Origin of the sequence: Oryzisolibacter propanilivorax, from assembly GCF_900103645.1 — a bacterium.
Classification (GTDB): Bacteria; Pseudomonadota; Gammaproteobacteria; order Burkholderiales; family Burkholderiaceae_C; genus Melaminivora; species Melaminivora propanilivorax.
Genome location: NZ_FNHP01000003.1, coordinates 417,446 through 443,904, shown reverse-complemented (window position 1 = coordinate 443,904; position 26,459 = coordinate 417,446). Strand labels below are relative to the sequence as shown.

At 71.0% G+C, this 26,459-nt stretch carries 21 protein-coding genes and 1 riboswitch; of the genes, 16 read left to right on the top strand and 5 right to left on the bottom strand.

Translation table 11 applies throughout. The annotated features are described in order from the left end of the window. The first annotated feature begins 9 nt into the window (after positions 1–9). The 10 genes from BLQ61_RS07555 to ftsZ all read left to right on the top strand — a co-directional run bounded on the left by BLQ61_RS07555 (position 10) and on the right by ftsZ (position 12,798). The gene (locus BLQ61_RS07555; RefSeq protein ID WP_091568516.1) at positions 10–1,422 is read left to right on the top strand and encodes a UDP-N-acetylmuramoyl-tripeptide--D-alanyl-D-alanine ligase; all 1,413 of its coding nucleotides are present in this window, start codon (positions 10–12) and stop codon (positions 1,420–1,422) included. Then, a complete protein-coding gene (gene mraY, locus BLQ61_RS07550; protein WP_091568514.1) occupies positions 1,413–2,591 on the top strand; it encodes a phospho-N-acetylmuramoyl-pentapeptide-transferase in 1,179 nt (392 codons plus the stop codon). The genes BLQ61_RS07555 and mraY overlap by 10 nt, the downstream gene beginning before the upstream one ends. A gap of 171 nt (positions 2,592–2,762) precedes the next feature. Then, positions 2,763–4,553, top strand: a complete 1,791-nt coding sequence (murD, locus tag BLQ61_RS07545; RefSeq protein ID WP_091568511.1) for a UDP-N-acetylmuramoyl-L-alanine--D-glutamate ligase — start codon at positions 2,763–2,765, stop codon at positions 4,551–4,553. Then, a complete protein-coding gene (gene ftsW, locus BLQ61_RS07540; protein ID WP_091568508.1) occupies positions 4,550–5,824 on the top strand; it encodes a putative lipid II flippase FtsW in 1,275 nt (424 codons plus the stop codon). The genes murD and ftsW overlap by 4 nt, the downstream gene beginning before the upstream one ends. A 20-nt stretch (positions 5,825–5,844) precedes the next feature. Next, complete coding sequence (gene murG / locus BLQ61_RS07535) at positions 5,845–6,894, top strand: undecaprenyldiphospho-muramoylpentapeptide beta-N-acetylglucosaminyltransferase (protein WP_175488242.1); 1,050 nt, start codon at positions 5,845–5,847, stop codon at positions 6,892–6,894. Then, positions 6,891–8,327: a UDP-N-acetylmuramate--L-alanine ligase gene (murC, locus tag BLQ61_RS07530; RefSeq protein ID WP_091568504.1), complete on the top strand. Its 1,437-nt coding sequence runs from the start codon at positions 6,891–6,893 to the stop codon at positions 8,325–8,327. The genes murG and murC overlap by 4 nt, the downstream gene beginning before the upstream one ends. After that, positions 8,324–9,322 carry a D-alanine--D-alanine ligase gene (locus BLQ61_RS07525; RefSeq protein WP_091568501.1) on the top strand — a complete coding sequence of 333 codons (999 nt, stop codon included), beginning with the start codon at positions 8,324–8,326 and terminating at the stop codon, positions 9,320–9,322. Before murC ends, BLQ61_RS07525 begins: the two co-directional genes overlap by 4 nt. Next, positions 9,319–10,191 (top strand): cell division protein FtsQ/DivIB, encoded by an 873-nt coding sequence (locus BLQ61_RS07520; RefSeq protein WP_091568498.1) that lies wholly within the window; start codon positions 9,319–9,321, stop codon positions 10,189–10,191. The genes BLQ61_RS07525 and BLQ61_RS07520 overlap by 4 nt, the downstream gene beginning before the upstream one ends. A 15-nt stretch (positions 10,192–10,206) precedes the next feature. Further along, positions 10,207–11,436, top strand: a complete 1,230-nt coding sequence (gene ftsA, locus BLQ61_RS07515) for a cell division protein FtsA (RefSeq protein WP_091568495.1) — start codon at positions 10,207–10,209, stop codon at positions 11,434–11,436. A gap of 150 nt (positions 11,437–11,586) precedes the next feature. After that, positions 11,587–12,798, top strand: coding sequence for a cell division protein FtsZ (ftsZ, locus tag BLQ61_RS07510; RefSeq protein WP_091568492.1), 1,212 nt, complete (start codon positions 11,587–11,589; stop codon positions 12,796–12,798). 101 nt (positions 12,799–12,899) lie between these two features. Here ftsZ and BLQ61_RS07505 read toward each other — a convergent pair whose 3' ends face one another. Then, positions 12,900–14,672: a methyl-accepting chemotaxis protein gene (locus BLQ61_RS07505; protein WP_091568489.1), complete on the bottom strand. Its 1,773-nt coding sequence runs from the start codon at positions 14,670–14,672 to the stop codon at positions 12,900–12,902. A gap of 159 nt (positions 14,673–14,831) precedes the next feature. Between BLQ61_RS07505 and lpxC the strand changes: the two genes are divergently transcribed. The 3 genes from lpxC to thiC all read left to right on the top strand — a co-directional run bounded on the left by lpxC (position 14,832) and on the right by thiC (position 18,239). Beyond that, complete coding sequence (gene lpxC / locus BLQ61_RS07500) at positions 14,832–15,755, top strand: UDP-3-O-acyl-N-acetylglucosamine deacetylase (RefSeq protein WP_091568487.1); 924 nt, start codon at positions 14,832–14,834, stop codon at positions 15,753–15,755. A 20-nt stretch (positions 15,756–15,775) separates the two neighbouring features. Continuing rightward, positions 15,776–15,955: a hypothetical protein gene (locus BLQ61_RS07495; protein ID WP_091568670.1), complete on the top strand. Its 180-nt coding sequence runs from the start codon at positions 15,776–15,778 to the stop codon at positions 15,953–15,955. Between the two features lie 159 nt (positions 15,956–16,114). Further along, positions 16,115–16,229, top strand: a riboswitch (TPP riboswitch). Positions 16,230–16,361: 132 nt separating this feature from the next. Continuing rightward, a complete protein-coding gene (gene thiC / locus BLQ61_RS07490; protein ID WP_091568484.1) occupies positions 16,362–18,239 on the top strand; it encodes a phosphomethylpyrimidine synthase ThiC in 1,878 nt (625 codons plus the stop codon). 104 nt (positions 18,240–18,343) lie between these two features. Here the strand turns inward: thiC and BLQ61_RS07485 are convergent, their stop codons facing one another. The 4 genes from BLQ61_RS07485 to BLQ61_RS07470 all read right to left on the bottom strand — a co-directional run bounded on the left by BLQ61_RS07485 (position 18,344) and on the right by BLQ61_RS07470 (position 22,071). Further along, positions 18,344–19,639, bottom strand: coding sequence for a TRAP transporter large permease (locus BLQ61_RS07485; protein WP_091568481.1), 1,296 nt, complete (start codon positions 19,637–19,639; stop codon positions 18,344–18,346). Continuing rightward, positions 19,632–20,138: a TRAP transporter small permease gene (locus tag BLQ61_RS07480; protein WP_091568478.1), complete on the bottom strand. Its 507-nt coding sequence runs from the start codon at positions 20,136–20,138 to the stop codon at positions 19,632–19,634. The genes BLQ61_RS07485 and BLQ61_RS07480 overlap by 8 nt, the downstream gene beginning before the upstream one ends. Before the next feature lie 30 nt (positions 20,139–20,168). Beyond that, the gene (locus BLQ61_RS07475) at positions 20,169–21,152 is read right to left on the bottom strand and encodes a TRAP transporter substrate-binding protein (RefSeq protein WP_091568475.1); all 984 of its coding nucleotides are present in this window, start codon (positions 21,150–21,152) and stop codon (positions 20,169–20,171) included. Between the two features lie 238 nt (positions 21,153–21,390). After that, positions 21,391–22,071, bottom strand: coding sequence for a GntR family transcriptional regulator (locus BLQ61_RS07470; protein WP_091568472.1), 681 nt, complete (start codon positions 22,069–22,071; stop codon positions 21,391–21,393). A 77-nt stretch (positions 22,072–22,148) separates the two neighbouring features. On the opposite strand from BLQ61_RS07470, the gene BLQ61_RS07465 reads away from it, so the two are divergent. From BLQ61_RS07465 to BLQ61_RS07455, 3 genes are all read left to right on the top strand, one after another. Then, on the top strand, positions 22,149–22,913 hold the full coding sequence (locus BLQ61_RS07465; RefSeq protein WP_091568470.1) for a LamB/YcsF family protein: 765 nt from the start codon (positions 22,149–22,151) through the stop codon (positions 22,911–22,913). A gap of 5 nt (positions 22,914–22,918) precedes the next feature. Then, positions 22,919–24,544: a 5-oxoprolinase subunit B/C family protein gene (locus tag BLQ61_RS07460; protein ID WP_175488238.1), complete on the top strand. Its 1,626-nt coding sequence runs from the start codon at positions 22,919–22,921 to the stop codon at positions 24,542–24,544. Between the two features lie 136 nt (positions 24,545–24,680). Further along, a complete protein-coding gene (locus BLQ61_RS07455) occupies positions 24,681–26,411 on the top strand; it encodes an acetyl/propionyl/methylcrotonyl-CoA carboxylase subunit alpha (RefSeq protein ID WP_091568666.1) in 1,731 nt (576 codons plus the stop codon). Positions 26,412–26,459: the final 48 nt, after the last annotated feature.

The window sequence follows — 26,459 nt, the reverse complement described above, 5'->3', positions numbered from 1 at the left end:
GTTTTGCCTGTGAATCCCGTTTCCCCCACCCCGCAGCTGACCCTGGCCCAGGCGCATGCCCTGGTGCACGCGCGCGTGCCGCAGGCGCGCCTGCTGGGCGACGGCGCCACGCCGCTGGCGCGCGTGCATACCGACACCCGCAGCCTGGCTGCGGGCGACCTGTTCGTGGCGCTGCGCGGCGAGCGCTTCGACGCGCACGACTTCCTTGCGCAGGCGCGCGCCGGTGGCGCGGTGGCGGCGCTGGCCGAGCGCGGCCTGCAGGCCGCCGGCCTGCCCGGCATTGAGGTGCCCGACAGCCTGGTGGCCCTGGGCGCGCTGGCCGCCGGCTGGCGCGCGCAGTTCGCGCTGCCGCTGATCGCCGTCACCGGCAGCAACGGCAAGACCACGGTGACGCAGATGGTCGCCGCCATCCTGCGCGCCTGGCTGGGCGACGCCGCCCTGGCCACGCGCGGCAACCTGAACAACGAGATCGGCGTGCCGCTGACGCTGCTGCGCCTGTCGGGCGGGCACCGCGCGGCGGTGGTCGAGCTGGGCATGAACCACCCCGGCGAGATCGCCCGCCTGGGGGCCATGGCCCAGCCCACCGTGGCGCTGGTGAACAACGCCCAGCGCGAGCACCTGGAATTCATGCACACGGTGGAGGCGGTGGCGCGCGAGAACGGCAGCGTGCTGGCCGCGCTGCCCGCGGACGGCACGGCGGTTTTCCCGGCGCAAGACGAGTTCACGCCCCTGTGGCGCACACTGGTGGGCGCGCGCCGCTGCCTGACCTTCGGCGCGGGCGGCGACGTGCGCGCCGACGATGCCCACTGGCAGGGCGGCGCTTGGCAGGTGCGCCTCGGCACGCCGCAGGACGCGTGCGACGTGCGGCTGCACATCGCCGGCCGGCACAACGTGGACAACGCCCTGGCGGCCGCCGCCTGTGCGCTGGCCGCCGGCGCACCGCTGCCGGCCATCGCCCAGGGGCTGGCGGACTTCCGGCCCGTCACCGGCCGCTCACGCGCGCTGGCGTTGCAGGTGGACGGGCGCGCCCTCACGGTGGTGGACGACAGTTACAACGCCAACCCCGACTCGGTGCAGGCGGCCATCCGCGTGCTGGCCGCACTGCCCGCGCCGCGCCTGCTGGTGCTGGGCGACATGGGCGAGGTGGGCCAGCAGGGTGCGCAATTCCATGCCGAGGCCGGCGCGCAGGCGCGCGCCGCCGGCATCGAGCAGGTCTATGCCCTGGGCGCTTTGAGCGCGCACACGGCCAGCGCCTGCGGCGCGCCAGTGGCGCGGCATTTCGCCGACATGGCAGAGCTACAGGTGGCGGTGCGCGCGGCGCTGCCCGGCACGGCCAGCGTGCTGGTCAAGGGCTCGCGCTTCATGCGCATGGAGCAGGTGGTGCAAGCTATCGAGCAGGCGGGGGAAGCGGCATGCTGCTGATGCTGACCCAGTGGCTCCAGGGCCTGTCGCCCGAGCTGGGCTTTCTGCGCGTGTTCCAGTACCTGACGCTGCGCGCCGTCATGGCGGCGTCCACGGCGCTGCTGATTGGCCTGATCGCCGGCCCGCGCGTGATCCGCATGCTGAGCGCGCTGAAGATCGGCCAGCCGATCCGCGGCTACGCCATGCAGACGCACCTGGCCAAGAGCGGCACGCCGACCATGGGCGGCGTGCTGATCCTGCTGTCGATCGCGATTTCCACGCTGCTGTGGTTCGACCTGTCCAACCGCTTCGTCTGGATCGTGCTGGCGGTGACGCTGGGCTTTGGCGCCATCGGCTGGGTGGACGACTGGCGCAAGGTGGTCAACAAGGACCCCGAGGGCATGCGCTCGCGCGAGAAATACTTCTGGCAGTCGGTCATCGGCCTGCTGGCGGCGCTGTACCTGGTGTTCTCGATCTCCGAGAATTCCAACGCCCGCGTGTTCGAGCTGTTCGTCACCTGGGTGCAGTCGGGCTTCGCGCTGGACCTGCCGCCCAAAGCCGGGCTGCTACTGCCGTTCTTCAAGGAGGTCAGCTACCCGCTGGGCGTGCTGGGCTTCGTCATCCTGACCTACCTGGTCATCGTCGGCTCGAGCAACGCCGTGAACCTGACCGACGGGCTGGACGGCCTGGCCATCATGCCGGTGATCATGGTCGGCTCGGCGCTGGGCATCTTCGCCTACGTGACGGGCAGCGCCAGCTATTCCAAGTATCTGCTGTTCCCCTACATCGCCGGCGCCGGCGAATTGCTGATCTTCTGCGCCGCCATGGCCGGCGCCGGGCTGGCCTTCCTGTGGTTCAACACGCACCCGGCGCAGGTCTTCATGGGCGACGTCGGCGCGCTGGCGCTGGGCGCCGCCCTGGGCACCATCGCCGTCATCGTGCGCCAGGAGATCGTGCTGGCGGTGATGGGCGGCATCTTCGTGGTCGAGGCGATCTCGGTGATGCTGCAGGTGGTCTGGTTCAAGTACACCAAGCGGCGCTATGGCGAGGGCCGGCGCCTGCTGAAGATGGCGCCGCTGCACCACCACTTCGAGAAAAGCGGCTGGCAGGAGACCCAGGTGGTGGTGCGCTTCTGGATCATCACCATGCTGCTGTGCCTGGTCGGCCTGTCCACCCTGAAGCTGCGATGAAACGACACCCCCCTGAGTCCCTTCGGGCCTTTCTCCCGCTCTCGCATTACTGCGCCATGCGGGCAGGGGGACGCAGCCCACGCGGCGGGGCGGCCCTTGCGTGGCTGTCCGCGCATGGGTCGCGCCGGTTCCGTGGGCTGTGGGCAGCACACAGCGCCGCAGAAAACTGAGATGAACGACGAGCGCACGCCCCCGACCCCGCCGGACACCGCCCCGATGGCCGCGCCCGCACTGAACGCCGCCGCCGAGGCGGCGCAGTTCGTCGCGCGCCTCTTCGCCGAGGTGCGTGCGGAAGAAGCGCCACAGCCGGATGCCGGCACGCCCGCAGCGCTGGACGGTGCTGCACCAGCTGCTGCACCGGGCGTGGATGCGGCTCCGGCCGCGAGCGTGGTGGCGCCCCGGCAGGCCCTCGACGGCCTGCTGCAGGGCCAGCAGGTGCTGGTGCTCGGCCTGGGCGACTCGGGCCTGGCGATGGCGCGCTGGTGCGCGCGCTGCGGCGCCGCCGTCACCGTGGCCGACACGCGCGCCGCGCCGCCGCAACTGGCCGCGCTGCAGGCCGAGCTGCCACAGGCGCGCTTCGTCGCCGGGCCGTTCTGCGCAGCCCTGGGCGAGGCCGAGGGACTGACGGCGGTGTACCGCTCGCCCGGCCTGACGCCGGTCGAGGTTGCTCCTGTTTTGGAAGCTGCAGGCCAACGTGGAATAAGGGCTGGAGGCGAATTGGACCTGTTTTCCGAGGCGCTGACCCGGCTACGCGCCGCCTGCGCCTACGCCCCGGCCGTGCTGGCGGTGACCGGCACCAACGGCAAGACCACCGTCACCGCGCTCACGCACCACCTGCTGCAGCACGCCGGGCGCAACGCGGCCGTGGCCGGCAACATCGGCCCGTCGCTGCTGGACACGCTGTCCGAACGTCTGGATGCGGGCGACTTGCCAGACGCCTGGGTGCTGGAGCTGTCCAGCTTCCAGCTCGACGCCGCGCACGGCTTCGAGCCCGGCGCCGCCACGGTGCTGAACCTGACGCAGGACCACCTGGACTGGCACGGCGACATGCAGGCCTATGGCGCCGTCAAGGCGCGCATCTTCGGCCAGCAGGCGCTGATGGTGCTCAACCGCGACGACCCGGCGGTGATGGCCATGCTGCCCGCACCCGAGCGCGTGGCCGGTGCACGCGGCCGGCCGGCCACGCTGGTGCGACGCGCGCACGTCACCTTCGGCGCCGACCTGCCGCGCCGCCCGGGCGACTTCGGCATCGAGGTCGCCGGCGGCATGGCCTGGCTGGTACGCGCGCACGAGGCCGACGAGACCGCGCAGCGCGGCCGCGCCGCGCGCGCTGGCACCCAGGAGGAACTGCACCTGCAGCGCCTGATGCCCGAGGGCGCTTTGCGCATTCGCGGCCGGCACAACGCCACCAATGCCCTGGCCGCGCTGGCGCTGGCGCAGGCGGCCGGCTGCCCGCTGTCCGCTTTGCTGTACGGCCTGCGCGAGTACCGCGGCGAGCCGCACCGCGTCGAGCCCGTGGCCATCGTGCAGGACGTGGAGTATTTCGACGACAGCAAGGGCACCAACGTCGGTGCCACCGTGGCCGCCCTGAACGGCCTGGGCGCCGAGCACCGGCTGATCGTCATCCTGGGCGGCGACGGCAAGGGCCAGGACTTTGCGCCGCTGGCCGCGCCGCTGGCGCGCCACGCACGCGCGGCGCTGCTGATCGGGCGCGACGCGCCGCGCATCCGCGCTGCGCTGCAGGATTGCGGCGTGCCGCTGATGGACGCCGCCACGCTGGAGGGCGCCGTGCGCCAGGCCGCCGCGCGCGCCCACGCCGGCGACGCCGTGCTGCTGTCGCCCGCCTGCGCCAGCTGGGATATGTTCAACGGCTATGCCCACCGCGCCCAGGTATTCCGCGATGCGGTGCAGGCACTGGCCGAGGACGCCGGCCAGCCCTTCACCGCCGGAGGTCTGGCATGACTGCCGCCGCTGCCCGCCCCGGCCTGCTTGCGCGTCTGCGCCAGCTCGCCGCGCGCCGCGAGCCGGACAGCGTGGACGCGCTGCCGGTGCGCGTCGGCGGCACCGAATACCGCCGCACCGCTGCCACGCCGGCGCACGTGCTGGGCTTCGACCAGGCGCTGATCTGGATGGTGGCGTTGCTGCTGGCCTTCAGCGTGGTCATGGTCTATTCGGCGTCGATCGCCATGCCCGACAACCCGCGCTTCGGCGCCATCAAGCCGACGCACTTCGTGGTGCGCCACCTGCTGGCCATCGGCATCGGCTTCGTCGCCGCGCTGCTGGCGTTCCAGGTGCCGATGAAGATCTGGGAGCGGCGCGCGCGCTGGCTGTTCCTGCTGTCGCTGGCGCTCTTGGTGGCGGTGTTGATCCCGCACGTCGGCACGGTGGTCAACGGCGCGCGCCGCTGGCTGAGCCTGGGGATCATGAACTTCCAGCCGTCCGAGCTGGCCAAGTTCGCGGTGCTGATCTACGCGGCCGACTACATGGTGCGCAAGATGGAGGTCAAGGAGCGGTTCTTCCGCGCCGTGTTGCCCATGGGGCTGGCGGTGGCCATCGTCGGCGGGCTGCTGCTGGCCGAGCCCGACATGGGCGCGTTCATGGTGATCGCCGTGATCGCCATGGGCATCCTGTTCCTGGGCGGGGTGAACGCGCGCATGTTCTTTGTCATCGCCGCCGTGCTGGTGCTGGCCTTCGCCGCCATGGTCTGGCTCTCGCCCTGGCGGCGCGAACGCATCTTTGCCTACCTCGACCCGTTTTCCGAGGCGCACGCGCTGGGCAAGGGCTACCAGCTGTCGCACGCGCTGATCGCCATCGGGCGCGGCGAGATTTTCGGCGTCGGCCTCGGGGGCAGCGTGGAAAAGCTGCACTGGCTGCCCGAGGCGCACACCGACTTCCTGCTGGCCGTGATCGGCGAGGAATTCGGCCTGGTCGGCGTGCTGGTGCTGATCCTGGCCTTCCTGTGGCTGACGCGCCGCATCATGCAGATCGGCCGCCAGGCGATCGCGCTGGACCGGGTGTTCTCTGGCCTGGTGGCGCAGGGCGTGGCTATGTGGATCGGCTTCCAGGCGTTCATCAACATGGGCGTGAACCTGGGCGCGCTGCCGACCAAGGGCCTGACGCTGCCGCTGATGAGCTTCGGCGGCTCGGCCATCCTGATGAACCTGGTGGCCCTCGCGGTGGTGCTGCGCGTCGACTACGAGAATAAGTTGTTGATGAGGGGAGGCCGCCCGTGACCGGTAAGACCGCGCTCATCATGGCCGGCGGCACCGGCGGCCATATCTTCCCCGGCCTGGCCGTGGCCGAGGAGCTGCGCGCGCGCGGCTGGCGCGTGCACTGGCTGGGCACGCCCGGCAGCATGGAATCGCGCATCGTGCCGCCGCACGGCTTCATCTTCGAGGCCATCGATTTCTCCGGCGTGCGCGGCAAGGGGCTGCTGACGCTGGCGCTGCTGCCGGTGCGGCTGCTGCGCGCCTTCGCCCAGGCGTGGAGCGTGCTGCGCCGCGTGCGTCCGGACGTAGTGGTCGGGCTGGGCGGCTACGTCACCTTCCCCGGCGGGCTGGTCGCCGCCGCCAGCGGCCGCCCGCTGGTGCTGCACGAGCAGAACTCGGTGCCGGGGATGGCCAACCGCCTGCTGTCGCTGGTCGCCTCGCGCGTTTTCACGGCGTTTCCCGGCGTGCTGGCCGGGCGCCGGACGCAGTGGGTCGGCAACCCGCTGCGCGCCGCCTTCTTGCAGCAGCCCGGGCCAGCCGAGCGCTTCGCCGGGCGCAGCGGGCCTCTGCGGCTGCTGGTCGTCGGCGGCAGCCTGGGCGCGCGCGCGCTCAACGAGATCGTGCCGCAGGCGCTGGCGCTGCTGCCTGAAAGCCAGCGCCCGCAGGTGCTGCACCAGAGCGGCGCCGCGCAGATCGACGCCTTGCGCGCCAACTACCAGGCCGCTGGCGTGCAGGCCGAGCTGACACCCTTCATCGACGACACCGCCGCCGCCTATGCCGATGCTGACCTGATCGTCTGCCGCGCCGGCGCCAGCACCGTGACCGAGATCGCCGCCGTGGGCGCGGCGGCGGTGTTCGTGCCGTTCCCGTTCGCGGTGGACGACCACCAGACGCACAACGCCCGCTTCCTGACCGACGCCGGCGCCGGCTGGCTGGTGCCGCAGGACCAGCTGACGCCCGCCTGGCTGGCCGGTCTGCTATTGAATGTGAAGCGAGAGGCCCTGGTGGAACATGGGCTGAAGGCCAAGAACATGCAAAAGACCCAGGCCGCCCGTGAGGTGGCCATGGCCTGCGAGGAATTAGCCGCGCAATGAAACACGCCATCCGTCACATCCACTTCGTCGGCATCGGCGGCTCGGGCATGTGCGGCATCGCCGAGGTGCTGCACAACCTGGGCTACCGCGTCTCCGGCTCCGACCTGGCGGACAGCGCGGCGCTGCAGCGCCTGGCCGCGCTGGGCATCGCCACGCATGTCGGCCACGCGGCGGCGCACATCGATGGCGCCGACGCGGTGGTCACCTCGACCGCCGTGCAGCCGGACAACCCCGAGGTGCGGGCCGCACGCGCCGCCGGCATCCCGGTGGTGCCGCGCGCGCTGATGCTGGCCGAACTGATGCGCATCAAGCGCGGTATCGCCATCGCCGGCGCGCACGGCAAGACCACCACCACCAGCCTGGTGGCCAGCATCCTGGCCGAGGGCGGGCTGGACCCGACCTACGTCATCGGCGGGCGCCTGAACAGCGCCGGCAGCAACGCCCGGCTGGGCAGCGGCGAGTTCATCGTGGTCGAGGCCGACGAGTCCGATGCGTCGTTCCTGAACCTGCTGCCGGTGATGGCAGTGGTGACCAACATCGACGCCGACCACATGGAGACCTACGGCCACGACTTCGCCCGGCTGGAGCAGGCCTTCGTCGAGTTCCTGCACCGCATGCCCTTCTATGGCCGTGCCATCGTCTGCGTCGATGACCCGGCGGCGCGCGCCATCCTGCCGCGCCTGCAGCGGCCGGTAACGCGCTACGGCCTGGCCGAGGACGCGCAGGTGCGCGCGCTGGACGTGCGCGCCGTCGGCACGCAGATGCACTTTTCCGTGCAGCGCGAAGTCGCCGGCGAAACCCTGCCGACGCTGTCCGTGGTGCTGAACCTGCCCGGCGTGCACAACGTGCGCAACGCCTTGGCGGCGATTGCCATCGCCGCCGAGCTGGAGGTGCCCGACGCGGCGCTGCTGCGCGCGCTGGCCGGCTTCAGCGGCGTGGGCCGGCGCTTCCAGGGCCATGGCGAGCTGCCGGCGGCCGGCGGCGGGCAGTTCACGCTGATCGAGGACTACGGCCACCACCCGGTCGAGCTGGCCGCCACGCTGGCCGCCGCGCGCGGCGCCTGGCCCGGACGGCGCATCGTGCTGGCCTTCCAGCCGCACCGCTACAGCCGCACGCGCGACTGCTTCGACGACTTCGTGCAGGTGCTGGGCCAGGCCGACGCGCTGGTGCTGACCGAGGTCTACGCCGCCGGCGAGGCGCCGCTGGCCGGCGCCGACGGCGCGGCACTGGCGCAGGCGGTGGACCGGGCGGGGCGGCTGCAGCCGCTGCTGGTGCCCGACGTGCGGCAGCTGCCGGCGCGCCTGGCACAGCTGGCCCGGGATGGCGACGTGGTGCTGTGCATGGGCGCCGGCTCGATCGGCGCGGTGGCCGGCCAGCTGGCACAATTGCTACAACAAAAGGAGCGCGAAGCCGTGATGGGAGATGGGCGATGAGCTCTTTTGATCCAAAAATCGACAGCGCCGGCCTGGGCAAGGTGGCGGTGCTGATGGGCGGCACCTCCAACGAGCGCGAGGTGTCGCTGATGTCCGGCGGCGGGGTGCTGAATGCGCTGCGCTCGCGCGGCGTGGACGCGCACGCCTTCGACCCGGCGCAGGCCGACCTGGGCGAGCTGAAAAAGCATGGCTACGCGCGCTGCTTCATCGCGCTGCACGGGCGCCACGGCGAGGACGGCACGGTGCAGGGCGCGCTGGAGCTGCTGGGCATTCCCTACACCGGCCCCGGGGTGATGGCCTCCAGCATCGCCATGGACAAAATCATGACCAAGCGCATCTGGCGCTTCGAAGGGCTGCCCACGCCCGACTGGCGCCTGGTGGCCAGCGCCGACGAGACCGCGCGCGCCTTCCGGGAGCTGGGCGCGCCGATGATCGTCAAGCCCTCGCGCGAGGGCTCGACACTGGGCCTGACCAAGGTGACCTCCATCGGCCAGTGCGAGCAGGCCTACCTGCTGGCCGCGCGCCTGGACCCCGAGGTGCTGTGCGAGCAGTTCATCGACGGCGACGAGACCACCTGCCCGGTGCTCGGCCAGGGCGCGGGTGCCGAGGCACTGCCGCTGATCCGCATCGAGGCGCCGGACGGCAACTACGACTACCAGAACAAGTACTTCACCGACGCCACCCAGTACCACTGCCCGAGCGGCCTGCCCGAGGCCGAGGAGGCGCGCCTCCGCGCGCTGGCGGTGCAATCCTTCCGCACGCTGGGCTGCCGCGGCTGGGCGCGCGCCGACATCATGGTGCGCAAAGGCGACCGCCAGCCCTTCCTGCTGGAGATCAACACCTCGCCCGGCATGACCGGCCACTCGCTGGTGCCCATGGCCGCGCGTGCGGCGGGTATCGGCTACGAGGACCTGTGCCTGCGCATCCTGGCCGGCGCGTCGCTGGACGCGCTGCAGGGCCGCAGCGGCGCTGCGCAGGAGCGCGTCACGCCATGAACGCCGCCGCCACGCTGCCCGCACCGCTGGACGTGCGCCTGATGAACGGTACCGCCACGGTGCTGTTCATCGGCGTGGCGCTGGCCGTGCTGTGGGCGGGTGGCCACTGGCTGCTGCGCCTGCCGGCCTTTGCCGTGGCGCGCATCGTGGTCGAGGGCGACCTGGCGCACACCAGCCCGTTGAGCCTGCGTGCCAACGTGGCGCCGCAGCTGGCCGGCAACTTCCTGACGCTGGACCTGCAGGCCGCGCGCCGCGCGTTCGAGCAGGTGCCCTGGGTGCGCAGCGCGCAGGTGCGGCGTGAGTTCCCCAGCGGCCTGCGCGTGCTGCTGCAGGAACACCAGGCCGCGGCGCACTGGGGCGCCGAGGGCAGCGGCATGCTGGTGGACCGTTTCGGCGAGGTCTTCGAGGCCGAGTCCGACGAGCTGGACGACAACGGCCTGCCGCGCCTGATCGGCACGCCCGAGCGCGCCCCGGAGATGCTGCGCATGGCGCAGCTGCTGGTGCCGCTGCTGGCCCCGCTGGGCACACCGCTGGATACCCTGACGCTCACCCCGCACGGCGGCTGGCGCGTGCTGCTGGACAGCGGCGCGCTGCTGGAGCTGGGCGGCGGCGCGCAGGACGAGGTGCTGCGGCGCGTTCGCCGCCTGGTCACCACCTTGCCGCAGGTCGCGCAGCAGCAGGGCGGGCGCAGCGCCGCGGCGCTGGAATACGCCGACCTGCGCCATTCCGGCGGCTACGCGCTGCGCCTGCGCGGCGTGACCACGGTGAGCGCCGAGGAAGCGGCCAGACACAACAACAAGGCCGGGCGCGCCGCGCCGCGCACGGCACCGGCGAGCGCGGCGGCGCGCCGCGCCACACAGAACCATTGAGGGCGGAAACAAGCGATGGCAAGGGAATACAAGGACGTCGTGGTGGGGCTGGACATCGGCACGGCCAAGGTCATGGCGGTGGTGGCCGAGGTCATGGGCAACGGCGAGCTGAAGCTGGCCGGCTTGGGTGTGGCACCGGGCAACGGCCTCAAGCGCGGCGTGGTGGTCAACATCGACGCCACGGTGCAGAGCATCCAGCAGGCATTGAAGGAGGCCGAGCTGATGGCCGACTGCAAGATCCAGCGCGTGTACACCGGCATCACCGGCAGCCACATCCGCGGGCGCAACTCACGCGGCATGGTGGCCATCAAGGACCGCGAGGTCACCGCCACCGACGTGGCGCGGGTGGTCGAGACCGCCAAGGCGATCAACATCTCCAGCGACCAGCGGCTCTTGCTGGTCGAGCCGCAGGAGTTCGTGATCGACGGGCAGGACGTGCGCGAGCCGATCGGCATGAGCGGCATCCGGCTGGAAGCCAACATCCACATCGTGACGGGGGCGCAAAGCGCGGCCGAGAACATCATCAAGTGCGTGCGCCGCTGCGGCCTGGAGGTCGAGCAGCTGATGCTCAACCCGCTGGCCTCCAGCCATGCGGTGCTGACCGATGACGAGCGTGAACTGGGCGTGGCGCTGGTGGACATCGGCGCCGGCACCACCGACGTGGCGGTGTTCACCGGCGGCGCGATCCGGCACACCGCGGTGATCCCGATCGCTGGCGACCTGATCACCAGCGACATCGCCATGGCGCTGCGCACCCCGACCAAGGACGCCGAGGACATCAAGGTCGAAAACGGCTACGCCAAGCAGCTGCTGGCCGACCCCGAGGCGCAGGTCGAGGTGCCCGGCCTGGGCGACCGCAGCCCGCGCATGCTCTCGCGCCAGGCGCTGGCCGGCGTGATCGAGCCGCGCGTGGAGGAAATCTTCTCGCTGGTACAGCAGGTCATCCGCGAATCCGGCTACGAGGAGGTGCTGTCCTCGGGCATCGTGCTCACCGGCGGCAGCGCGGTGATGCCCGGCATGGTCGAGCTGGGCGAGGACATCTTCCTCAAGCCGGTGCGCCGCGGCATGCCCAAGTATTCCGGCGCGCTGGCCGACATGATCGCCCAGCCGCGCGCGGCCACCGTCATGGGGCTGCTGGAAGAGGCGCGCCTGGCGCGTCTGCGCGGCTTCAAGGTCGCGGCCAAGAGCGGCTCGGTCAAGACCGCCTTCGGCCGCTTCAAGGATTTCATCGTGGGGAACTTCTGACATGCACTTCCTGCGACACCGAAAACGCGGCCGCTGGCGCCCTGCTGGCCCGCACCCGGCGGGGCCACGCAGCATCGTTCACCCTCATCAGCCATTGACAGTCTTTTTACGGCCAGTCCATAGTTCACGACAGTTACAGGAGCCCAGCACATGCCCATCGAAATGATCGAGTCCGAAGAGTTCCACCAGGGTACGCACATCAAGGTGATCGGCGTTGGCGGCGGCGGGGGCAATGCCGTCGAGCACATGATCGCCCGCAGCGTGCAAGGCGTGGAGTTCATCAGCGCTAATACCGACGCGCAGCAGCTGCTGCGCAGTTCGGCGCACCGCACCATCCAGCTGGGCCACAACGGCCTGGGCGCGGGCAACAAGCCCGAGCGCGCCCGCGAAGCCGCCGGCCAGGCCGAGGAGGACATCCGCCAGGCGATCGCCGGCGCCAACATGCTGTTCATCACCGCTGGCATGGGCGGCGGCACGGGCACCGGCGCCGCACCGGTGATCGCGCGCGTGGCCAAGGAGATGGGCATCCTGACCGTCGGCGTGGTCACCAAGCCGTTCGACTGGGAAGGCCCGCGCAAGATGAAGAACGCCGAAGAGGGGCTGGCCGAGCTGGAGGCCAACGTCGATTCGCTGATCGTGGTGCTCAACGAGAAGCTGCTGGAGGTGCTGGGCGACGACATCGGCCAGGAGGAAGCCTTCTCCCACGCCAACGACGTGCTGAAGAACGCCGTGGGCGGCATCGCCGAGATCATCAACGAGTACGGCCAGGTCAACGTCGACTTCGAGGACGTGCGCACGGTGATGGGCGAGCCCGGCCGCGCCATGATGGGCACAGCCACCGCCACCGGACCGGACCGCGCGCGCATCGCCGCCGAGCAGGCGATTGCCTGCCCGCTGCTGGAGGGCATCGACCTGTCGGGCGCCAAGGGCGTGCTGGTGCTGGTGACGGCCGCCAAGGGCAGCCTGAAGCTGGCCGAGTCGCGCTTGGCCATGACCACCATCAACGCCTACGCCTCGCAGGACGCGCACGTCATCTTCGGTGCTGCCTACGACGAGTCGCTGGACGACGCGATCCGCGTCACCGTGATCGCCACCGGCCTGACGCGCGCCGCCGCCCGGCGCCAATCCATGCAGGTGGTGCAGGGCAGCCTGCGCACCGGCACCGACAACGTCGCCTACACCATGCCCGGCGCCGGCACGGCGGTGGCCGGCGGCGTGCCCGGCACCGACTACGGCAACATGGCCGTGCCCAGCGTCTGGCGCAACAACCGCTCGCAGGCCACGGCGCGGGTGGACGCGCTGTCCTCGGGCGGCATGGACGAACTGGACATCCCGGCCTTCCTGCGCAAGCAGGCGGACTGAAAGGGCGCGCCGGGCACCACACCGGCCGCAAGAAAAAACCCCGCCGGCGCAAGCCGGCGGGGTTTTGTCATGGGTGCGCCACGCGGCGCGCCGCAGCCGCGTCAGAACGACTCCCAGTCATCCTCGGCCGTGCTGGCCATGGCTTTCGGAGCGGTGGCCGCCAGGGCTGGCGCCCGTGCCGGTGCGGGTTTGGCGCCGCTGGCGGGGGCCGCCATGCGTGCCGGCGTGGGCCGGGTAGCGGGTGCCGGCGCGGCGGGGCGGGTCTGGGGCGCCGCCGGCTGCACGCGCGGCGCAGGGACGGTGCCTGCGCCTTCATGCAGACGGAACAGCGCCACCACCTCGGTCAGTTTGAGGGCCTGCTCGCGCAGGCTCTCGGCGGCGGCGGTGGACTCCTCCACCAGCGCCGAGTTCTGCTGCGTCATCTGGTCCAACTGGTTCATCGCCGTGCTGACCTGCACGATGCCCTGGCTCTGCTCGGCCGTGGCGGCGCCGATCTCGCCGATGATGTCCGAGACGCGCTGCACGCTGCCGACGATCTCGCCCATGGTGCTGCCGGCGCTGCCCACCAAGCGCGTGCCGTCCTCGACCCGGGCCACCGATTCCTGGATCAGCGTCTTGATCTCCTTGGCCGCCGCGGCCGAGCGCTGCGCCAGCTGCCGCACCTCGCCGGCCACCACCGCGAAGCCGCGGCCGGAGTCGCCGGCGCGCGCCGCCTCGACGGCCGCGTTCAGCGCCAGGATATTGGTCTGGAAGGCGATGGAGTCGATCACGCCGGTGATGTCGCTGATGCGGGTGCTGCCGGCGTTGATCTCGTGCATGGTCTGCACCACCTGCTGCACCACTTCGCCGCCGCGCGCAGCCACCTGTGCGGCCGATCCGGTCAGCTGGTTGGCGGTCTGCGCCGAGTCCGAGGTCTGGCGCACGGTACCGCTGAGTTGCGCCATGCTGCTGGCCGTGGCCTGCAGGTTGCTGGCGGTGTCCTCGGTGCGGTGCGCCAAGTCGTTGTTGCCCTGGGCGATCTCGGAGGCTGCGGTGGCGATGCTGTCCGAGGCCGAGCGCACCTCGGCCACCAGGCGGCGCAGCGCCGCCACCATCTGCGCCAGCCCGTCCAGCACCGAACCGGCCGGCGCCGGCGGGATGCTGGCGTGCAGCCGGCCCTGCGCCACCTCGGCCATGACGGTCAGCGCCTGCGCCGGGTCGCCGCCGATCTGGCGCAGCACCGAGCGCAGCACCGCCCAGCCCACGGCCGCCACCAGCAGCACCAGCACGGCCACCAGCGCCAGATCCTTGAGCAGCGCCTGGCGCACGGCGGCGTCCACGTCGTCCATGTACAGGCCCGAGCCGACGAACCAGTTCCAGCCGTCCACGCGCGCCGCGTACTGCAGCTTGGGCACCAGCGCCTGCTGCCCCGGGCGCGGGAACATCGCCGAGACGAAGGCACGGCCGTCGCGGCTGGCGGCCAGCGCGTCGGAGATCTGGCGCAGCAGGTCCTGGCCGGTGCCATCCTTGAGCTTGCCGGCCATGTCCTGCCCCTCCCACTCGGGCTTGATCGGGTGCATCACGCCGCGGCTGTCCAGGGTCCAGATGTAGAAGTATTCGCTGCGCCCGTCGGCGCCGCCGTAGCGCGACAGACGCACGGCCTCGCGCGCGGCGGCCTGTGCCTCGGCCAACGGCATGGCGCCGCTGTCGGCACGTGCCTTGTAGGCCATGACGATGCTGTACGCCGATTGCACGGCGGTCGCGAGGGTGTCCTGGCGCGCCTGCACGATCAGCTGGCGCTGCTGCACCAGCGCCAGGGTGGCCAGCAGCACCAGCGCCGCCAGCGCGGTAGCCAGCATCAGCCAGATCTTGGCCTTGAAGGTCAGCTTGTTCATGGGTGGGAAGTCAAAGCGGAAAAGGATGGCGACGGGGGCTGTGGCACACGCGCCGGGGCAGTCGGACGGGTGACGATCCGGCGCCTGCGCCCCGGTTCTATCGGCACCATGGCCAGCTTCTGAAGCCCTGCGGCAGCACGGGACGCCTAAAATCCGGGGATGCTCCAGCAACGCACCCTGAAGACCCTGACGCGCGCCGTGGGTGTAGGCCTGCACAGCGGCCAGCGCGTCGAGCTGACGCTGCGTCCCGCTGCGGCCGACACCGGCATCGTCTTTCGCCGCACCGACCTGCCCGAGCCGGTGGACATCCCGATCAACGCCGAGGCGGTGGTGGACACGCGCATGGCCTCGACCATCGGCGCCGGCGGCGCCAAGGTGCACACGGTGGAGCATCTGATGTCGGCCTGCGCGGGCCTTGGCATCGACAACCTGTACATCGACATCACCGCCGAAGAGGTGCCGATCCTGGACGGCTCGTCGGCGTCCTTCGTGTTCCTGCTGCAAAGCGCTGGCATCGAGCTGCAGAAGGCGCCCAAGCGCTTCATCCGCGTGCTGCGGCCGGTCGAGGTGCGCGAGGGCGAGGGCTCGCAGCTGAAATGGGCGCGGCTGGAGCCCTACCACGGCTTCAGGCTGCGCTTCGAGATCGATTTCGCGCACCCGGCGGTGGACTCCACCGGCCAGAGCGTCGAGTTCGATCTGGGCGAGGGCAACTACGCGCGCGACATCGCCCGCGCACGCACCTTCGGCTTCACGCGCGATGTGGAGATGCTGCGCGCCAGCGGCCGGGCGCTCGGCGGCGGGCTGGACAACGCCATCGTCATGGACGACTACAAGGTGCTGAACGCCGACGGCCTGCGCTACGACGCCGAGTTCGCCCGGCACAAGATCCTGGACGCCATGGGCGACCTGTATCTGGTCGGCCGACCGCTGCTGGCCGCCTACAGCGCGCACCGCTCGGGCCACGCCATGAACAACCAGTTGCTGCGCGCGCTGCTGGCGCAGCAGGATGCCTGGGAACTGGTCAGCTTCGACAGCGAGCGTCTGGCGCCGCGCGGCTTCGCGCAGCCGCTGCGCGCTTGGTGACGGCAGGGCAGAGCGCGCACATGCTGCTGTTTCGCTGGCTGGTCTTGCTGCTGCTGCTGCTGGCGGCGGCGGTGTCGTTCGCCTTCTTCGCGGCCACCGGACAGGCGCGCTACAAGCGCTTTGGCCTGGTCATCGTCAAGTGGACGGTGATCGCCGGCTTGGTGTTCTTCGCCGTGCTGGTCCTGGAGCGGCTGGCCTGAGCCTGGATTGAGTTTCTGAGCGGAAAATCGCGTTGGCCCTTGTGCAGCAAGCGACAGGCGCTATGGTCTTCATACCGACCGTTTGACGCATGGCTGTTGTGACCAGGGGGAAACCCTGGGGTGTGCCGACAGGCTGTGCCTGGCCAGCCCCCTATACTGCCCGCTGCTCCGGGGTGCACGAACGCAACAGGCGTGCTGAGATGGCGGACCCGACCGCCAAAACCGCGAACTTGATCTGGTTAGTACCAGCGTAAGAAGAGCTGCAGCGCCATGGGTGCGCGCGCCGATGCCCTGAAGAAACCACAAGGCCGGCGCGGTGCCATCCCATGTGCCCAGGGTCCCGCCGAGGGCCCTGGCGCGCCGAGGCGGAGCATTCCTTCCATTGCCGACAGGAGTGCCATCCGCCATGAACGCCCCCGCTGATTTTTCCCACCTGCTGGCCCGCGCCCGCGAGCCGTTTCCCGCCTCGACCAAGTCCTGGATCAACGGCAGCTGCGCCGACCTGCGCGTGCCGGTGCGCGACATCCGGCTGACCAACGGCGAGCTGGTCAGCGTCTACGACACCTCCGGCCCCTACACCGACCCGGCCGCCGAGATCGACGTGCGCCGTGGCCTGGCCGACGTGCGCGGCGGCTGGATCGCGGCGCGCGGCGACACCGAAAGCTACGACGGCCGCCAGCGCCAGGCGCTGGACGACGGCCAGCGCGGCGAGGACGCCGCGCGGCTGGCGGTGCTGCGCGAGCAGGCCTCGGCGCTGCAGCGCACGCCGCGCCGCGCGAAGGCGGGCGCCAACGTCACGCAGATGCACTACGCCAAGCGCGGCATCGTCACCCCCGAGATGGAATACGTCGCGCTGCGCGAGAACGGCAAGCGCGAGTGGATGGCGCAGTACATGCAGGACGCCGCACGTGAACAGCGCCTGGCCGGCAACCCGCTGGGCGCCAGCATCCCGCGCATCATCACACCCGAGTTCGTGCGCGACGAAGTGGCGCGCGGGCGCGCCATCATCCCGTCCAACATCAACCACCCGGAAGTCGAGCCGATGGCCATCGGGCGCAACTTCAAGGTCAAGATCAACGCCAACATCGGCAACTCGGCCGTCACCTCCAGCATCGAGGAGGAGGTGGAAAAGCTGGTCTGGGCGATCCGTTGGGGCGCGGACAACGTCATGGACCTGTCCACCGGCAAGAACATCCACACCACGCGCGACTGGATCATCCGCAACTCGCCCGTGCCGATCGGCACGGTGCCGATCTACCAGGCGCTGGAGAAAGTGGGCGGCATCGCCGAGGACCTGACCTGGGAGATCTTCCGCGACACGCTGATCGAGCAGGCCGAGCAGGGCGTGGACTACTTCACCATCCACGCCGGCGTGCGCCTCGCCTTCATCCACCTCACCGCGAATCGGCGCACCGGCATCGTCTCGCGCGGCGGCTCGATCATGGCCAAGTGGTGCATGGCGCACCACCGGGAGAGCTTCCTGTACGAGCACTTCGAGGACATCTGCGACATCATGAAGGCGTACGACGTCTCTTTCAGCCTGGGCGACGGCCTGCGCCCGGGCTGCGCCAGCGACGCCAACGACGAGGCGCAGTTCGCCGAGCTGCACACCCTGGGCGAGCTCACAAAGACCGCCTGGAAGCACGACGTGCAGACCATGATCGAGGGCCCCGGCCACGTGCCCATGCACCTGATCCAGGCCAACATGACCGAGCAGCTGAAGACCTGCCACGAGGCGCCGTTCTACACCCTGGGGCCGCTGACCATCGACATCGCCCCCGGTTACGACCACATCGCCTCGGCCATCGGCGCGGCCATGATCGGCTGGATGGGCACCTCCATGCTGTGCTACGTGACCCCGAAAGAGCATCTGGGCCTGCCGGACCGCGAGGACGTGAAGCAGGGCATCATGGCCTACAAGATCGCCGCGCACGCCGCCGACGTGGCCAAGGGGCACCCCGGCGCACGCGCGCGCGACGACGCGCTCTCGCAGGCGCGCTTCGAGTTCCGCTGGCAGGACCAGTTCAACCTGGGCCTGGACCCGGAGACGGCGCAGGAGTACCACGACGAGACGCTGCCCAAGGACGCGGCCAAGGTGGCGCATTTCTGCTCGATGTGCGGGCCGAAGTTCTGCTCGATGAAGATCACCCAGGAGGTGCGCGAATACGCCGCCGCGCGCGGCATGGCCGAGAGCGACGGCCTGGCCGCCGGCATGCAGGCCAAGGCCGAGGAATTCAACCGCGCGGGCGGCGAGTTCTACGTGCCGATCCATCCGGTGTCCTGACACGAAAAAAGCGCCGGGGGTGACCCCGGCGCTTTTCAAAAATCATAGCTGCAGGCCCTTTGTTTATAAGGACTTGCGGCCCAAAAGACCTTGAATTCGCCGCGTCACATGTGGCTGGGCAGCGCAGTGACGATGGCCGGGAAGTGCCACAGCAGCACCAGCGCCAGCACCATCAGCAGGAAGTACGGCGCGCACACCCGGGCGATGTAGGTCACCTGCCGGCCCGTCATGCCCTGCAGCACGAACAGGTTGAAACCCACCGGGGGCGTGATCTGCGCCGTCTCCACGGTGATCACCAGGAAGATGCCGAACCACAGCGGGTCGATGCCGGCGGCCTGGATGATGGGCAGCACCACGCTCATGGTCAGCACGATGGTCGAGATGCCGTCCAGGAAGCAGCCGATCAGCACGTAGAACAGGCCCAGCACGATGATCAGCATGCCCGGCGACAGGCCCAGGCTGCCGACGAACGTGGCCAGCTGGCGCGGCAGGCCGATGTAGCCCATGGACAGCGTCATGAACGCCGCGCCCGCCAGGATCAGCGCGATCATGCAGTACAGCCGGGTGGCGCCGAACAGCGCCGCGCGGAAATTGGCCCAGGTCAGCGAGCCCTGCACAGCCGACAGCACCAGCGCGCCGGTCACGCCGATGGCCGCCGCCTCGGTGGCGGTGGCGATGCCGGTGTAGATGCTGGCGATGACGCTGCCGATAAGCAGCACCACCGGGATCAGGTGGCGTGCCTCATGGACTTTCTGGCGCAGCGTCAGGCGCTCGTCCGAGCGCGGCACCTGGTCCGGGTGCAGCAGCGCCCAGCCCATCAGCCACCCGCTGAAGAGCAGCGCCAGCAGCAGCCCCGGCAGCACGCCGGCCATGAACAGCTTGGAGATCGACAGCTCGGCCGACACGCCGTAGACGATCAGGATGATCGACGGCGGGATCAAGAGGCCCAGCGTCGCCGGCCCGCCCAGCGAGCCAATGATCTGCGCGTCGGGATAGCCGCGTTTCTTCAGCTCCGGCAGGTTCATCTTGCCCACCGTGGCGCAGGTCGCCGCCGACGAGCCGGAGACCGCCGCGAAGATGGTGCAGCCGATCACGTTGGTGTGCAGCAGCCGCCCCGGCAGCGCGTTGACCCACGGCGCCAGGCCGCGGAACATGCTCTCTGAGAGGTTGGTGCGGTACAGGATCTCGCCCATCCAGACGAACAGCGGCAGCGCCGTCAGCGTCCAGGAGCTGGCCGAGCCCCAGATGGTCAGAGCCATGGCGTCGCCCGCGGCGCGCGGCGTGAAGAACTCCATGCCGAACCAGGCCACGCCGGCCAGCGCCAGCCCGACCCACACGCCGCCGCCCAGCAGGGCCAGCAGCACCACCACCAGCAGCACGCTGGCGATCACTTCATTCATGGTGTGCGTCCTCCACGCTGCGCGGCTGGCGCCGCCCCAGCAGCTCCAGCACCAGCTCGTCGCAGAAGGCGATGAAGAACACCAGCGTGCCCGCGGCCATGAACAGCTGCGGGATCCACAGCGGCGTGGCGTCGATGCCGACCGAGATGTCGTCGATCTCCCAGGACTGCCAGACCAGGCGCGCGGCGTAGAACGCCAGAAAGCCGGACAGCAGCGTGGCGATCGCCAGCGCCGCCACCTCCAGTGCCTTGTGCGCGCGCCCCTTCAAAGCGCCCAGCAGCAGCGTCACGCGGATATGCTCGCCGGCCTTGAGCGTGCTGGCCAGCGCCATGAAGCCGGCGCCGGCCATGGCGTAGCCGGCGTAGGCGTCGCTGCCCGGGGCGGCGAAGCCGAACAGGCGGCTGAGGATGGTCAGCAGCACCATCGCCAGCACCCCCACCATGGCCAGCGCCGCCAGCCAGGCGCTGGCCGCGTACAGGCCGTCGAGCGCTTTGCGCATCGGGTCTCCTTGGGCTGAAGCGTTAGGCGGTTACTTGGCGGCCCGGTAGGCGTCCAGCACGGCCTTGCCGTCGGCGCCGGCCTTCTCGGTCCACTCTTGCAGCACGGTCTCGCCCACCTTGGCCAGGTCGGCCTTGAGTTGGGCCGAGGGCTGCTCGACGCTCATGCCGCCGGCCTTGAGGGCCGCCAGCGAGCGCGCATCCACCTCGCGCGACTCCTTCCAGCCGCGCTCCTCGGCGGCGGCGGCGGCCTTCAGCACGGCGTCTTGCTCGGCCTTGGGCAGCGCATTGAAAGCCTTCTTGTTGACCACCACGGCGTTCTTCGGGATCCACGCCTGCACGTTGTAGTAGTGCTTGAGGTTCTCGTAGAGCTTGTTGTCGGCGCCGGTGGCGCTGGAGGTGATCAGGCCCTCGATCACGCCGGTGGCCAGCGCCTGCGACAGTTCGGCTTCCTGGATGGTCACGGGCTGCGCGCCCACCAGCTCGCCGATGCGCGCGGTGGTCGGTGAGTACACGCGCCACTTCATGCCCTTCAGGTCGGCGGCGGAGTTGACCGGCTTCTTGGTGTAGATGCCCTGGGGCGGCCAGGCCACCGAATACAGCAGCACCTGGCCCTGCTTGTCCAGGAGCTTTTGCAGCGCGGGCTTTTGCGCCTGGTACAGCTTGTACGCTTCGTCGTAGCTGCTGACCAGGAAAGGCAGGCCGTCCACGCCGAAGATCTGCGATTCGTTCTGGAAGCTGACCAGGAAGAACTCGCCCATCTGCGCGTTGCCGGTCTGCACTGCGCGCTTGATCTCGGGCATCTTGAACAGCGAGGCGCCGAAGTGCGGCGTGACCTTCAGCTTGCCCTGGGTGGCCGCATCCACGTCCTTGACGAACTGCTCGTTGTTCTTGGAGTGGAAGTTGACCGCCGGGTAGGCGGTGGCGAAGTCCCACTTGGTCTGGGCGAGGGCGGTGCCGGCAAAGCCGACAGTGGCCGCCAGCACGGCGGTGGCGCAGAGAATGCGACGCTTCATGGTGTCTCCTTGGGACGGGGGCAAGAGGGCCGCAGCGTGCGGCCCCGGACAGACCTGCCGGTGGCAGAGGCTGCGGAAATTACCACCCGCGGCGCTGCGCCACCATCAGGGATTTCAACAATACGATGCTTTCGTTCATGCTGTACGGTATTGCTGCATGAACGAAATCGGCAGATTGTTCAACAATAAACAGCTTGACCAGAGCGCGAATCGCCTGGCGCAGGCCTGCGCGCGCCGCTCACGGCCGCTGGCGCGCGTACACCGCCAGCACCATGCGCTCGGACTGCACCAGGTAGTTCTCCAGCTCGCGCGCGGCCTCCAGCGTCTGGCCGTCCATGAACAGCTGCAGAAGCCGGGCGTTGTGGTCCACGTAAGGCGCGTGCAGGTACTCCGGGTCGTCGAGCATGCCGAAGGCCAGGCGCAGCTCGGCCGCCAGGTCGGCGAACATGGCGCACAGCCGCTCGCTGTCGCTCAGGGCGACGATGGCGGCATGGAAGGCCATGTTGGCCGAGCCGACGCGCTGCCAGTCGCGCGCCTCGCGGGCGACGGCGGCATCCTCGACGGCCTGGCGCATGTGCTTGTGCGCCGGGTGCAGCGGCCAGGCCTTTTCCAGCGACTGGCACTCGATCAGCCGGCGCACGCGGTAGATGTCGATGATGTCGGCGATCGAGGGCACCGCCACGGACACGCCGCGGTTCGGCTCGTGGACCAGCAGCCCCTCCTTGATGAGGGTGCGAAAGACCTCGCGCAGCGTGTTGCGCGAGATGTCCAGCTGCTGCGCCAGCGCCGCCTCGGACAGCCGCTGGCCGGCGCGCAGCTGGCCCTGGATGAGCTGCTGGCGGATGGTGTCGGCGACGCTGTCGGTCAGGCTGGCGGACTCGCCGCGCGGAAGGGTGCGCCGGGGCTGTGTGAGGGGCATCGGTCGAAGCGGGATGGGGCAGGTGCCGGCAGTTGTTGAACAACCGCCGGCGTTTCATTGAATCACGAGGATACAAGATGGACATCAACAGCGACCTGGGCGAGAGCTACGGCGTCTGGCGCATGGGCGACGACGCCGCGCTGCTGGACGTGGTCACCAGCGCCAACGTGGCCTGCGGCTTCCATGCCGGCGACCCGGCCGGCATCCTGCACACGCTGCGCGCGGCCGCCGAGCGCGGCGTGGCCGTGGGCGCGCATGTGGCCTACCCCGACCTGGTGGGTTTCGGCCGGCGCAACATGGACCCGAGCAGCGCCGAACTGGTGGCCGACGTGATCTACCAGATCGGCGCGCTGCAAGGCCTGGCGCAGGCCGCCGGCACGCGCGTTCGCTACGTCAAGCCGCACGGCGCGCTGTACAACACCATCGCCCACGATGCGCGCCAGGGCGACGACGTGATCAGCGCGCTGCTGGCGCTGGACCCGCAGCTGACCCTGCTGGCGCTGGCCGGCTCGCCGCTGATCGAGCGCGCCCGCGCGCGCGGCCTGCGCGTGGTGGCCGAGGCGTTTGCCGACCGCGCCTACAACGACGACGGCACGCTGGTCTCGCGCCGCCTGCCTGGCGCCGTCCTGCACGACGCCGACGCGGTGGCCGAGCGCATGCTGCAGCTGGTGCGCACCGGCGAGGTCACCAGCATCACCGGCACCCGCGTGCGGCTGCAGGCCGACTCCATCTGCGTGCATGGCGACAGCCCCGGCGCAGTGGACATGGCGCGGCGCGTGCGCGCGCGGCTGCAGGACGCCGGCGTGGCGCTGCGCCCGTTCGTCGACACGCTGCAGGGCTGAGCCGCATGCCGCTGCCCCTGCGTTTCCTGCCGGCCAGCGACGGCGCGCTGCTGGTCGAACTGGACGGCCTGGCCCCCGCCATGGCGCTGCACCGCGCGCTGCTGGCGCAACCCGTGGCCGGCGTACAGGAACTGGTGCCGGCCGCGCGCACGCTGTTGGTGCACTACCGGCCCGAGGCGATCACATCAGCAGCGCTGATGCGGACGCTGGCCGTGCGCGCCGCCGCCGTCGACCTGGCACAGGACGACGCGCCGCCGGGCCGGGTGGTGGAAATCCCGGTGCACTACGCCGGCGAGGATCTGCCCGCGGTGGCCGAACTGCTGGGCACCAGCGTGCGCGAGGTCATCGCGCGCCATACCGGCCAGCCCTGGCAGGCGGCGTTTGCCGGCTTCGCGCCGGGCTTCGTGTATCTCGCGGGCGGGCACCCCAGCTTTCAGGTGCCGCGCCGCAGTGCGCCGCGCACCCGGGTCCCGGCCGGCTCGGTGGCGCTGGGTGGCGACTTCAGCGCCGTCTATCCCAGCTCCAGCCCGGGCGGCTGGCAGCTGATCGGCGTGACCGGCGTGCCCATGTGGGACTTGCGCCGGCCCGAGCCGGCCTATATCCAGCCGGGCTTTCAGGTGCAGTTCGTCGATGCCGGGCGCGCCGCCGTGCACATCAGCCTGCCGCCCGAGCAGGAAATGAAGCAAAAAGTGCCTCAGGCCCAGGAAATGCATGGACCTCCAGCTATTGAAATCATAGCTATCGGCCTGCAGACCCTGGTGCAGGACTGCGGCCGTGCCGGCATGGCCAGCCTGGGCATCTCGCCCTCCGGCGCGCTGGACCTGCCCGCCATGCGCCAGGCCAACCGGCTGGTCGGCAACCCGGCCAGCGCGCCGGTGCTGGAGCACCTGCTGGGCGGCCTGCGCCTGCGCTGCCACGGCCGCGCCACGCTGGCCGTCGCCGGCGCGCCGATGGCGCTGACGCTGCATGGCGCGGACGGCAGCCGGCGGACCCTGCCCGGCGACCAGGCCGTGGCGCTGGACGACGGCGACGAGCTGTCTCTGGCGGCCCCCGCGGCCGGCGTGCGCGCCTATGTCGCCGTGCGCGGCGGCTGGCAGGTCGAGCCGGTGCTGGGCAGCTGCGCCACCGACACGCTGGCCCAGGTCGGCCCACCCGCACTGCAGCCCGGCCAGCGCCTGGCCGTGGGCGGCGCCGTGCCGGTGCACGCCGCCCAGGCGCCGAACGTGGCCGCCGCGCCGCCGCTGCCCCGGCCTGGCGATGAGGTGGTGCTGGACGCGCTGCTGGGCCCGCGCACCGACTGGTTCACGCCCGAAGCGCTGCACACCTTCCAGACGCAGGCGTGGCAGGTCACGCCCCAGTCCAGCCGCGTGGGCATGCGGCTGGAGGGCGCGCAGCCCCTGGCGCGCGCGCGCGGCGGCGAGCTGCCGAGCGAGGGCACCGTCACCGGCGCCATCCAGGTGCCCGCCGGCGGCCAGCCGGTGCTGTTTCTGGCCGATCACCCGCTCACCGGCGGCTACCCGGTGATCGCCGCCGTCGCCCGCCACCACCTGCCCTTGGCCGCGCAGATCCCGGTGGGCTGCCGCGTGCGCTTCAACGTCATTACTCCCTTTTTTGAACAGGTCGTTCCATGATTTCCAAAGTTCTGATTGCCAACCGGGGCGAAAACCGGCGCGCAGCGCCGGTTTCGGTACATCGACGGGCCTGCGCAGCAGGCAATGGCGATCTCGCCCCCACCCCGACGCAGGCAACAGGCAGGAGGTCCGCATGATCCGCAAGGTGTTGATCGCCAACCGGGGCGAGATCGCCATCCGCATCGCCCGCGCCTGCCGCGATTACGGCGTGCGCAGCGTCGCCGTCTATGCCGACCCCGATGCCGACGCCCTGCACGTGCAGGCGGCCGACGAGGCGCATGCGCTGCCCGGCACGCGCCCGGCCGAGACCTACCTGGACATCGCCCAGCTGATCGCCGCCGCGCGCGCCAGCGGCGCCGATGCGGTGCATCCCGGCTACGGCTTCCTGTCCGAGCGCGCCGAGTTCGCGGGCGCGGTGCTGGCCGCGGGCCTGGTCTGGATCGGCCCGCGCCCCGAGACCATCGAGGCGCTGGGCGACAAGGTGGCCGCGCGTCGCATCGCCGCGCAGGTGGGCGCGCCGCTGGTGGCCGGCACCGAAGGGCCGGTGGAGAGCGCCGCCGAGGTGCTGGCCTTTGCCGAGCAACACGGCCTGCCGGTGGCCATCAAGGCCGCGCACGGCGGCGGCGGGCGCGGCCTGAAAGTGGCCTGGCAGATGGACGAGGTGGCCGAGCTGTACGAATCCGCGGTGCGCGAGGCGACGGCGGCCTTCGGGCGCGGCGAATGTTTCCTGGAGCAGTTCCTGGACCGGCCGCGCCACATCGAGGCCCAGGTCATCGCCGACCAGCACGGCCGGGTGGTCGTGGTCGGCACGCGCGACTGCTCGCTGCAGCGGCGCAACCAGAAGCTGGTGGAGGAAGCCCCGGCGCCGTTTCTCACCGATGCGCAGCGCGACCACATCCACCGCGCCGCCCGCGACATCTGCGCCGCCGCCGGCTACATCAGCGCCGGCACGGTGGAGTTCTTGCTGGGCCGGGGCGGGCAGATCTCGTTCCTGGAGGTCAACACCCGGCTGCAGGTCGAGCACCCGGTGACCGAGGAGACCGCCGGCGTGGACCTGGTGCTGGAGCAGCTGCGCATCGCCGACGGCCTGCCGCTGTCGTTCACCGAGACGCCGGCGCCGCGCGGGCACAGCCTGGAATTCCGCATCAACGCCGAGGACCCGGGGCGCGGCTACCTGCCGAGCCCGGGGCGCATCACCCGCTTCGACGCGCCGTCCGGCCCGGGCGTGCGCGTGGACAGCGGCGTGGCTGCGGGCAGCAGCGTGCCGGGCAGCTTCGACTCGCTGCTGGCCAAGCTGGTCGTCACCGGCGCCACGCGCGCGCAGGCGCTGGCGCGGGCGCGCCGCGCGCTGGCCGAGTTCGGGATCGAGGGCGTGGCCAGCGTGCTGCCGTTCCACCGCGCGGTGGTCGAGGATCCGGCCTTCGCCGGCGAGGAGGTTTTCGGCGTGCACACGCGCTGGATCGAAACCGAGATGCAGGCCAGCTTCGAGCCCGCGCCGCGCCCGGACGGGCAGGAGGGCGGCGCGCTGCTGCGCACCTTCATCGAGATCGACGGCCGGCGCGTGCGCCTGGGGCTACCCGCCGGCCTGGCGCTGGCGCAGCTGGGCGGCGCGCCGGCATCAGCCGCCGCCCCGACGCCCGCCGCGCCCACGGCCGCGCCCGGCGATGTGGCCGCGCCGCTGACCGGCACCCTGGTCGCCTGGCAGCGCCACAGCGGCGACGCGGTGCAGGCCGGCGAGGCCATTGGCGTGATGGAGGCGATGAAGATGGAGACCACGCTGCACGCCCCGGTGGCCGGCACGCTGCAGTGCCTGGCCGAACCCGGCCAGTTGCTGAGCGCGGGGCAGGTGGCGGCGCGCGTGGCCTGAAGCGCCGCGGCGCAGGCGGCACCCGCGCAGGGCACGCGCGGCCCCGCG